At 69.7% G+C, this 10,017-nt stretch carries 8 protein-coding genes; 5 read left to right on the top strand and 3 right to left on the bottom strand.

Features of this window, described 5'->3' with window-relative positions; translation table 11 throughout:
* Window positions 1-178: 178 nt before the first annotated feature.
* The gene (locus ACWTSU_RS01250) at window positions 179-709 is read left to right on the top strand and encodes an N-acetyltransferase family protein (RefSeq protein ID WP_455138092.1); all 531 of its coding nucleotides are present in this window, start codon (window positions 179-181) and stop codon (window positions 707-709) included.
* 160 nt (window positions 710-869) lie between these two features.
* On the top strand, window positions 870-1,862 hold the full coding sequence (locus ACWTSU_RS01255; protein ID WP_455138093.1) for a carbon-nitrogen hydrolase family protein: 993 nt from the start codon (window positions 870-872) through the stop codon (window positions 1,860-1,862).
* A 231-nt stretch (window positions 1,863-2,093) separates the two neighbouring features.
* On the opposite strand, the gene rnhA is transcribed toward ACWTSU_RS01255, so the two are convergent.
* Together rnhA and polA are read right to left on the bottom strand one after the other, a co-directional pair.
* Window positions 2,094-2,570, bottom strand: a complete 477-nt coding sequence (gene rnhA / locus ACWTSU_RS01260; RefSeq protein ID WP_455138099.1) for a ribonuclease HI — start codon at window positions 2,568-2,570, stop codon at window positions 2,094-2,096.
* 56 nt (window positions 2,571-2,626) lie between these two features.
* Window positions 2,627-5,320, bottom strand: a complete 2,694-nt coding sequence (gene polA, locus ACWTSU_RS01265) for a DNA polymerase I (RefSeq protein ID WP_455138094.1) — start codon at window positions 5,318-5,320, stop codon at window positions 2,627-2,629.
* A gap of 206 nt (window positions 5,321-5,526) precedes the next feature.
* Here polA and ACWTSU_RS01270 point away from each other — a divergent pair, with 206 nt between their 5' ends.
* Window positions 5,527-7,617 carry a glutamine synthetase III family protein gene (locus tag ACWTSU_RS01270; RefSeq protein WP_455138095.1) on the top strand — a complete coding sequence of 697 codons (2,091 nt, stop codon included), beginning with the start codon at window positions 5,527-5,529 and terminating at the stop codon, window positions 7,615-7,617.
* A gap of 300 nt (window positions 7,618-7,917) precedes the next feature.
* Entirely contained in the window at window positions 7,918-8,289 is a 372-nt protein-coding gene (locus ACWTSU_RS01275) for a heavy-metal-associated domain-containing protein (protein ID WP_455138096.1), read from the top strand.
* Window positions 8,290-8,314: 25 nt separating this feature from the next.
* Here the strand turns inward: ACWTSU_RS01275 and ACWTSU_RS01280 are convergent, their stop codons facing one another.
* On the bottom strand, window positions 8,315-9,061 hold the full coding sequence (locus tag ACWTSU_RS01280) for an HAD family hydrolase (protein WP_455138097.1): 747 nt from the start codon (window positions 9,059-9,061) through the stop codon (window positions 8,315-8,317).
* A gap of 256 nt (window positions 9,062-9,317) precedes the next feature.
* Between ACWTSU_RS01280 and ACWTSU_RS01285 the strand changes: the two genes are divergently transcribed.
* Window positions 9,318-10,017 (top strand): S1 RNA-binding domain-containing protein (locus ACWTSU_RS01285; RefSeq protein WP_455138098.1); only part of this gene is annotated, 700 nt, incomplete at its 3' end.

Raw genomic sequence — 10,017 nt, forward strand, 5'->3', positions numbered from 1 at the left:
CACTCCGGAGCCACCGCCCCGCGCCGCGCATCATAGCCCGGAACGGGCTCCCGGGCCACTAAACAGTATCGGCGTACACTCCTGACGGTTGCGTACGCTGTTGCATAACTGATGGGCTTCTCGCCAAGCGCTTGACCTGCGGGTTTGCTGGCGAGAAGCCCGTTTCAAACGTGCATCGGTGTACGTAACGCACCGGAGTGTACGCATCCTGACGAGGGAGGTCGCCATGGACCAGACGCTGACGTTTCGCTTTGCCGGGCGCGCCGACGTGCCGCTCGTGCTGCGCTTCATCCGCGAGCTCGCGCGCTACGAGCGCATGGAGGACCAGGTCGTGGCCGACGAGGCCACGCTCGAGCGCGAGCTGTTCGACGCGGGCGGCGCCGAGGTCCTGATTGCCGAGACCGGCGGCGAGGCCGTGGGGTTCGCCCTCTTCTTCCACAACTTCTCGACGTTCCTGGGCCGGCGCGGGCTCTACCTGGAGGATCTCTACGTGCGGCCCGAGGCGCGCGGCGCCGGCGTGGGCACGGCGCTGATTCGCGAGCTCGCGCGCATCGCCGTGGAGCGCGGCTGCGGCCGCCTCGAGTGGTGGTGCCTCGACTGGAACGAGCCGTCGATCCGCTTCTACCGCGCGCTCGGCGCCGAGCCCATGGACGACTGGACGGTCTACCGCATCACCGGCGACACCCTGCGCCACCTCGCCGGAGTGTAGCGAGAGACCCTCCGCCCTGCATGGCGTAACCGGGCGTTCACGGTCTCCAAACGCGCCGGACCCCGGCTGCAACGAGCGGGTCCCCAACCGGAAACGGGCCCGAATCCCGCGCCGCCTACGCTTCCTTTGAAGCAAGGGACTCGTTGCGGGAGGCAGAACCATGTCCACCTATCCCAAGGCTCGGCTCGCAGCCGTCCAGATGGCGCCCGTCATGCTCGACCTCGACGCCACCACCGACAAGGTGTGCGAGAGAATCCGCGAGGCGGGCGCCGCCGGGGCCAACGTCATCGGGTTCCCCGAGGCCATGATCCCCGGCTACCCGTGGTGGATTTGGATGGGCGACCCTGGCTGGGGCATGCGCTACTACGTTGAGTTGTTCAAGAACGCAGTCGAGATCCTCAGCCCGCAGGTGCGCCGCCTCTCCGAGGCGGCCCGCGACGCGCAGGCCTACGTGTGCGTCTCTGTCACCGAGAAGGACGGTGGCTCGCTCTACCTCACCCAGCTCTGGTTTGACCCGGCGGGCGACCTCGTGGGCAAGCACCGCAAGCTCAAGGCCACCAACGCCGAGATGACCATCTGGGGCGACGGCGACGCGTCACTCATGCCGGTGCTCGACACCGAGTTCGGGCGCCTGGGCGGTCTGCAGTGCTGGGAGCACTACATCCCGCTCAACGTGGCCACGATGGGCGCCATGAACGAGCAAGTGCACGTCTCCTCATGGCCCATCGGCCTGCCCGACCCCACGCACCCCTTTGGCGTCCAGCAGTGCAAGAACGCGGCGGACTACTACGCGCTCACCAACGCGTGCTTCGTGATCCAGGCGTCGCAGATATGGACCGAGGACCAAGCCGACCGCCTCTGCGACACACCCGAGCGGCGCGCGATGATGCAGGTCGGATGCGGGTTCACGCGCATTCTCGGCCCCAACGGCGTCGTTCTTGCCGAGCTGCCGGGCGACGAGGAGGGCATCTGCTACGCCGACGTTGACATCGCGGACACGATTCCCGTCAAGTTTTTCATCGACACGGCGGGCCACTACTCGACGCCCGGTATGATGCAGCTGTACGTCGACCAGACGGAGCACCGCTCCGTGCACCTTGAGGGTGGGCGCGACCAGCAGCCCGTGACGTTCGAGGAGCTGCAGGAGGAGTAGCGCGGCGCGGTGCGCGGCTGGCCGATTACGTACACTTCGACGGGTTACGTACACTTCGACGGGTTACGTACACCGATGCAAGAATGATGTCCTTCTCGGCAAGTCTCTGACCTGCGGATTTGCTGGCGAGAAGCTCATTTCAAACTTGCAACGGTGTACGTAACCCACGGAGGTGTACGTAACTCCGTTCGGGTGAGGGGCGAGAAGGGCGCGCGCCCGCCGCGGCGCGCGTCAGCCGTCGAAGCCGGCGTCCTCCAGCAGGGCGCCGCCGTCGGCGGCCGCGGTGGCCAGCGCGTCGCAGCGCTCGTTCTCGGGGTGCCCCGCGTGGCCCTTGACCCACTTCCAGCTGACGTCGTGGCCGTCCATCGCGCAGAGCAGCCGCTTCCACAGGTCCACGTTCTTGACGGGCTGCTTGCTCGCCGTCCGCCAGCCGCGGCGCAGCCAGCCCCCGATCCAGTTCTTCTCGAAGGCGTTGACCACGTACTGCGAGTCGGTCGTCATCGTCACCGCACAGGGGCGACGCAGCGCCTCGAGCGCCGCGATCGCGCCCATGAGCTCCATGCGGTTGTTGGTGGTGCGACGATACCCCGCGCTGAGCTCGCGCTCGTGGCGCGCGCCGTCGGGCCCGGTGTAGCGCAGGAGCGCCCCGTAGCCGCCCGGCCCGGGGTTGCCGCGCGACGAGCCGTCCGACCACGCCTCCACGCGCATCGGCGCCTCGGCCGCGCCGGGCCCCTCGCCGCCCGCGAACTCCGCCCAGCTCGCCACTACTTGGCCTCCGCCCAGTTGGGACCGTAGGAGACCTCGGCGATCAGCGGCACGCGCAGCTCGCACACGCCCTCCATGGTCTCGCGCACGAGCGCGCCCACGGCCTCGATCTCGCCCTCGGGCACGTAGAGGTCCAGCTCGTCGTGGATCTGCAGCACCAGCCGGGCGGCCATGCCCTCCTCGCGCAGGCGTCGCTCCACGCGCACCATCGCGAGCTTGATGATGTCGGCGGCCGACCCCTGCATCGGGTGGTTCATGGCCGTGCGCTCGCCAAAGGCCACGAGCTGGCGGTTCCTCTGCTGGAACTCGCGGATGTGGCGCTTGCGGCCGTACATGGTCTCGGCGTAGCCGCGCTCGTGCGCCACGCGGACCAGCTCGTCGAGGTAGGCGCGCACGCCCGGGTACGCCTCGAAGTAGCGGTCGATGAGCCCCTGGGCCTCCACGCGCGGGATCTTGAGCGAGCTCGCCAGGCCAAAGGCCTGCTGCCCGTAGACGATGCCGAAGTTGACCGCCTTGGCGCGGCTGCGCATCTGCGGCGTGACCTCGTCCACCCCCACGCCGAAGACGCGCGCCGCGGTGGCGCGATGGAAGTCGGCACCCTCGCAGAACGCGGCCACGAGGTGCTCGTCGCCCGAGAGGTGGGCCAGCAGGCGCAGCTCGATCTGGGAGTAGTCGCAGGCGAGAAACACGCAGCCCTCGGGCACGCAGAAGGCCTGGCGCACGCGGTGGCCCAGCTCGGAGCGGGTGGGGATGTTCTGCAGGTTGGGGTCGGAGCTCGAGAGGCGCCCCGTGGCGGTCACGGTCTGGTTGAGCGTGGTGTGCACGCGACCGTCGCCGCGCACGAGCGTCGGCAGCGCGTCGAGGTAGGTGCTCTTGATCTTGGAGCGCTCGCGGTACTCCAGGACGTCGCGCACGATCTCGTGGTCGCGCGCGAGGTCGGCGAGGACCTTGGCGTTGGTGGAGTAGTAGCCGCGCTTGGTGCGCTTGAGGCCGTAGGTGGGGAGCCCCAGCACGTCGAAGAGCACGTGGGAGAGCTGCATCGGCGAGTCGATGTTGAAGCTCTCGCCCGCCTCGTCGTGGATCTTCTCGACCATCCGGGAGATCTCGGCGCCGAGCTCGGTCGACTGCGCGGCGAGCACCTGCGTGTCCACGGCGAGCCCCCGGCGCTCCATCGCCGCGAGCACCGGCAGCAGCGGCATCTCCATCTCGTCGAACAGGCGCGCCGAGCCGTCCGCCTCGAGGCGCTCGCGCAGGACGGGCATGAGCTCGCGCGCGCAGGCCGCCTCGATCGCGGCGGCGGGGAGTGCCTCGGTGGGCGCGGGCACGGAGAGCGGCAGGTACCCCTCCGCGAGCTCGCCCACCGAGAAGGACGAGCGCTCGGAGTCGAGCAGGTAGGCGGCCACGGCCACGTCGAAGACGCGCGCGGGGTCGACCTCGGCGGGGGAGAGGGCCTCGGGCTCGGAGGAGTCCACGGGGGAGAGCGCGTGGACGAGCGCCTTGACGTCGCCGGCGACCACGCGCCCGGCGCGCAGCAGGCGCTCGAGCGCGGCGTCGGCGGCGTCCCCCTCGAGGCGGCAGAGCTCGCCCTCGAGCGCGACCCACAGCACGTGCGAGAGCCCGAACAGCGCGCCCTCGCCGCGGTCGTCGTCGAGCGCGCAGCCCGCCCACGCGCCTGCCCTCGCGGCCGCGTCCACGGCGGCCGCGGCCTTCTCGCCCTCCAGCGGCTCGGGCAGCTCCATGGTCTCGGCGGCGCCCCCCTCGTCGCCCGCCGCTCCCAGCGCGGTGCGCGCGGCCTCCACGGCCCCCTCGCCGGCGAGGCGCACGAGGCGCGTGGTCATGCCCGTGAAGCCGAGCGCCGAGAACGCGCGGGCCACCTCGGCCGGGTCGAAGGTGGGGAAGCGCGCGTCGGCGAGGTCCAGCTCGATCGGCGCGTCCGTGCGGATCGTGGCCACCCTCCGGCTCACCAGGGCGTCGTCCACGTGCGCGCGGAGGTTCTCGCCCATCTTGCCCTTGACCTCGTCGGCGTGCGCGATGACCTCGTCGAGGCTGCCGTACTGCACGATGAGCGCCGCGGCCTTCTTGGGGCCGATGCCGGGCACGCCGGGGATGTTGTCGGAGGAGTCGCCCTTGAGGCCGTAGAAGTCCGGAACCAGCTCGGGCGTGATGCCGTGGTAGAGGTCCTCCACGCTCTCGGGGTCCATGACCGCCACGTCCGTGACGCCCTTCTTGGTGGAGACCACCTTCACGTGCTCGGTCGTGAGCTGGTACATGTCGCGGTCGCCGGTGAAGAGGTACATGTCGAAGCCGGCGGCCTCGCCGCGGCGGGCGAGCGTGCCCAGGATGTCGTCGCCCTCCCAGCCCTCGAGCTCGGCCACCGGCACGTCGAGCGCGCCGAGCAGCTCCTTGACCATCGGGAACTGCTCGCGCAGCGAGGGGTCCATCGGCGGGCGCTGGGCCTTGTAGCGGGGCAGCATCTCCATGCGCACGCGCGGCTTGCCCTTGTCGAAGGCGCAGATCACGCCGTCGGGGTGGAAGGTGTCCACCAGCTTGATGAACATGTTGAAGAAGCCGAACAGCGCGTTGGTCGCGCGGCCGTCCGGAGCGGTCATGGGCTGGCGGATCGCGTGGAAGGCGCGGTGCATGAGCGAGTTGCCGTCGATGACGGCGATGGTGCGGGTGGCGGTGTCGGCCATGGGGTTCCTCTCGTCGCTTGCTCACCCGATTGTAGGCGAGAAGCGCCCGCGCCCGCCCGGCGCGCCCGGCCGCCGCCCGTCCCGGCGCACACAGTCGCAACAAAGCGTCGCCCCGTGCGTCACGCGGGCGCAACGGCTGTGAAACAATGACGCCGTACAGTAACAGCTCGTAGCCAGGCCACGCACACCGAAGAGAAGGGGCGCACATGGCAAAGGACAAGGTCACCGAGGAGTACGGCAGCCTGCTGTTCACGGACGCCGTGATGCAGGAGCGGCTCCCCAAGCCCACGTACAAGGAGCTTCGCCAGGTCATCGACGAGGGCAAGCCGCTGGACCTCGACATCGCCAACGAGGTCGCGCACGCGATGAAGGAGTGGGCGCTCGAGAAGGGCGCCACGCACTTCGCGCACTGGTTCCAGCCGCTCACCGGCATCACGTCCGAGAAGCACGACAGCTTCATCACCCCCAAGAGCGACGGCACCGTGCTCATGTCCTTCTCGGGCAAGGAGCTCGTCCAGGGCGAGCCCGACGCGTCGAGCTTCCCGTCCGGCGGCCTGCGCGCCACCTTCGAGGCCCGCGGCTACACCGCCTGGGACCCCACGAGCCCGGCCTTCATCAAGGACGAGGTCCTCTGCATCCCCACGGCCTTCATCTCCTACACCGGTGAGGCCCTCGACAAGAAGACGCCGCTGCTGCGCTCGCAGGTCGCCCTCGAGACGCAGGCCAAGCGCGTCCTGAAGCTCTTCGGCCGCGAGCCCAAGCGCGTCTTCACCACCATCGGCCCCGAGCAGGAGTACTTCCTCATCAAGGAGGAGGACTACGAGAAGCGCCCCGACCTCGTCCTCACGGGCCGCACGCTGTTCGGCTGCGAGCCGGTCAAGGGCCAGGAGCTCGAGGAGCACTACTTCGGCACCATCCGCCCGACGGTCAACGAGTTCATGAAGGAGGTCGACGACGAGCTCTGGAAGCTCGGCGTGCCGGCCAAGACCAAGCACAACGAGGTCGCCCCGTCCCAGCACGAGCTCGCCCCGATCTTCGAGCAGGGGTCGCTCGCCATCGACGACAACCTCCTCACGATGGAGAAGCTCAAGCTCCTGGCCACCCGTCACGGCCTGGCCTGCCTCGAGCACGAGAAGCCCTTCGAGTACGTCAACGGCTCGGGCAAGCACAACAACTGGTCCATCTGCGCCGACGACACCAACCTGCTCGAGCCGGGCGCGGTTCCGAGCGAGAACCTGCAGTTCCTGGTGTTTCTCGCCGCACTCGTGGCCGCCGTCGACGAGCACGCCGACCTGCTGCGCATGAGCGTCGCCTCGGCCGGCAACGACCACCGTCTGGGTGCCAACGAGGCGCCCCCGGCCATCATCTCCGTCTTCCTGGGCGACGAGCTCGACGCCATCGTCGAGGCCCTCATCAACAAGGAGGAGCCCGAGGACCACGAGTCCGAGCGCATGGACCTGGGCGTGCCCGCCCTTCCGCGCGTCCTGCGCGACAACACCGACCGCAACCGCACCTCGCCGTTCGCGTTCACGGGCAACAAGTTCGAGTTCCGCATGTGTGGCAGCCAGCAGAACCTCTCCGACCCCAACGTGGTGCTCAACACCGCGGTGGCCGAGCAGTGCGACCGCTTCGCGACCAAGCTCGAGGGCGTGCCGGCCGAGGAGTTCACCACGGTGGCCCTGCGCTGGGTGCGCCACACGCTGCGCGACCACCAGCGCGTGATCTTCGAGGGCAACGGCTACTCCGAGGAGTGGGAGGCCGAGGCCGAGCGCCGCGGGCTGCCCAACCTCAAGAGCACGCCCGACGCGCTGCCCGTGATGGTCAAGCCCGAGACCGTGGCCTTCTACGAGAAGTACCACGTGCTCGACGAGGCCGAGCTGCGCGCCCGCTACGTCTCCAAGGCCGAGCAGTACGCCAAGCTGCTCAACATCGAGGCCAACACGATGGTCCACATGGCCCGCAGCCTGTACGTGCCCGCGCTCTCCGAGTACTCGGGCGACCTGGCCACCTCCGTGGCCACCAAGGCCGAGGTCGGCATCGACGCGCCCGTGGAGAAGGACCTGGCCCGCACCATCACCGAGGGCATCTCGGCCATCCACGACGCCACCGAGGCGCTCGAGGCCAAGAACGCCGCGGTGCAGGCCATCGACGACCCGCAGGCCCAGTGCGACGGCTACCGCGACGACGTCATCCCGGCGATGGAGGAGCTGCGCGCCGCCGTCGACGGCATGGAGAAGGTCTGCGGCGCCGACTACTGGCCCGTCCCGACCTACAACGAGATGCTCTTCTGGGTGTAGCGCTCGTCACACGACCTCTTCCCGTCTGGGCCGCTCCGCGCATCCCCCCGAGCGCGGGGCGGCCCTTTTGTCGCGCGCGGCTGGGCGGCTGCGGGGCAGTGCGGGTGCGTTGCTCCCGCTCATGCGCACGCTTTTGGCCTCAGACCGTGCGTTTGGTCGGGAGCTTCTCCAGAGCTCCCGCTCATGCGCACGCTTCGGGGGCCCAAAGCGCTCGTATCGCTAGGATGATCGGCCCGCGTTCTCGTTGAAGTAGTAAGCTATGGCTAACTAAAGGCACGCGACGAGAGGGGCGTGGGGTCGATGGGTCCGGCTGACGTGGCGATCGTGGTGGCGGTGCTCGCGGTGGCGGCCATGGGCCTGCGGAGGTTCTGGGGGTCGGCCCGCGGCACGCGCGACTGCTGCAGCGGGGCCGCGCGCGACGCCGCGCCCGTGCGCGCGCCGCGACCCGCCGACACTGACCCGGCCCACTACCCCTACGAGACGACCCTGCGCGTGACGGGGATGACCTGCGAGCGGTGCGCCGCGCGCGTGGCCGCGGCGCTCGACGGCCTGGGCGGGACCTGGGCGGAGGTCGACCTCGCCGCGGGAACCGCGCTCGTGCGCTCCAAGGACCCGCTCGACGAGCCCGCCGCCCGCGCGGCCGTGGCGGCGGCCGGCTACGGCGTGGCGTGACGCCCGCGCCCGGCGCCGGCTGCGGCTACCGGCCCGCGGCCTCCGCCTCGTCGAGGCGGCGCACCAGCTCGGGCAGCTCGCGCGCGAGGCGCGACAGGGGCCCGCGCCAGACCGCGCGGCGCGGGCGGGCGTGCCCCACGTAGGCGGTGCGCAGCCCGCAGTCGGGCCGGGCGAAGTCGCGCGTGGCGTCGTTGCCCACCATCAGGCACTCCTCCACGCGCACGCCCAGCTGATTGCAGAACTCCTGGTAGTAGCGGGCGCTCGGCTTGGAGCGCGTGGAGTTGGAGATCGTGGAGACCAGCGCGAAGTCCTCCTCGCTCACGCCGGCCCAGGCCATTCTCGCCCGGTCGCAGGTCAGCGAGAAGGTCGGGTTGGTGGCGAGCGCGCAGACGAGCCCCTGGTGCCAGACGGCCTCCACGGCCTCGCGCGCGCCCTCCTGGGGCCGCGCGGCCACGATGCCGCCGGCGAAGCCGGGCACCACGGTGCGCTCGTAGCACTCCACGAGGTCGGCGATCGCGGGGTCGTCGAGCGGGATGCCGCAGCGCTCGCGGAACACCTGGTCGAAGAGCTGCTCGTTGGTGAGCGAGTCGGTGCGGGACTGGTCGTCGATCGCGAGAAGGGCCCGGCCGTAGGCGGCCGCCACGCGAGCGGGGCTCATGCGCGCGGCCCGGCCGAGCAGCCCCGAGAGTCCCGCCGCGTGGCGCGCGACGAAGGCAGCCAGGTTGAGGCGCAGCAGCGTGTCGTCGAGGTCGAAGAGCACGGCGCGGATCACGGCGGACCTCCTCTCGCGCGGGGATGTGTGCCTGGCATGAACGGGACGCTACGTGGAAAATAATACGCGCTGAAGCTTGAAATGGTCTCGCGAAAAAGGCTATCCTTCTGCCCGTATGGGCACCCGCCCGTACAACCGTATCTGTCGGCCCCCGAGAGCATGTAAGTTTCCACGTAGACGCCTGGGTTGTTTTGCGGGCACTGCAGGCAGCGACCATGACGACCGGGGCCCCGTTTGGTTCGAAAGGGGTCCACTTTTGAGTGAGATTCAGAACTCGTCCATCTTCGCGCTGGACGACATCTCCGACGAGGAGATGAGCAACCTCATCGACGGCACCGTCACCGACTTCGACGAGGGCGACCTCGTCACCGGCACCGTCGTGAAGATTGAGCGCGACGAGGTCCTGCTTGACATCGGCTACAAGTCCGAGGGTGTCATCCCGTCCCGCGAGCTCTCCATCCGCAAGGACATCAACCCGGCCGAGGTCGTCCACCTCGGCGACGAGATCGAGGCACTTGTCCTCCAGAAGGAGGACAAGGAGGGCCGCCTGGTCCTGTCCAAGAAGCGCGCCGAGTACGAGCGCGCCTGGAACCGCGTGGAGGAGAAGTTCCAGTCCGGCGAGACCGTCGAGGGCGAGGTCATCGAGGTCGTCAAGGGCGGCCTGATCCTCGACATCGGCCTGCGCGGCTTCCTGCCCGCCTCGCTCGTCGACCTCCGTCGCGTCAAGGACCTCAACGCCTACCTCGGCACCCGCATCGAGGCCCGCGTCATCGAGATGGACCGCAACCGCAACAACGTGGTCCTGTCCCGCCGCGTGGTCCTCGAGGAGGCCCGCAAGGCCGAGCGCCAGGAGATCCTCTCCAAGCTCAAGGTCGGCATGCGCCTCAAGGGCACCGTCTCCTCAATCGTGGACTTCGGCGCCTTCGTGGACCTCGGCGGCATCGACGGCCTGGTCC

The sequence above is a fragment of the Thermophilibacter sp. genome (assembly GCF_966187215.1).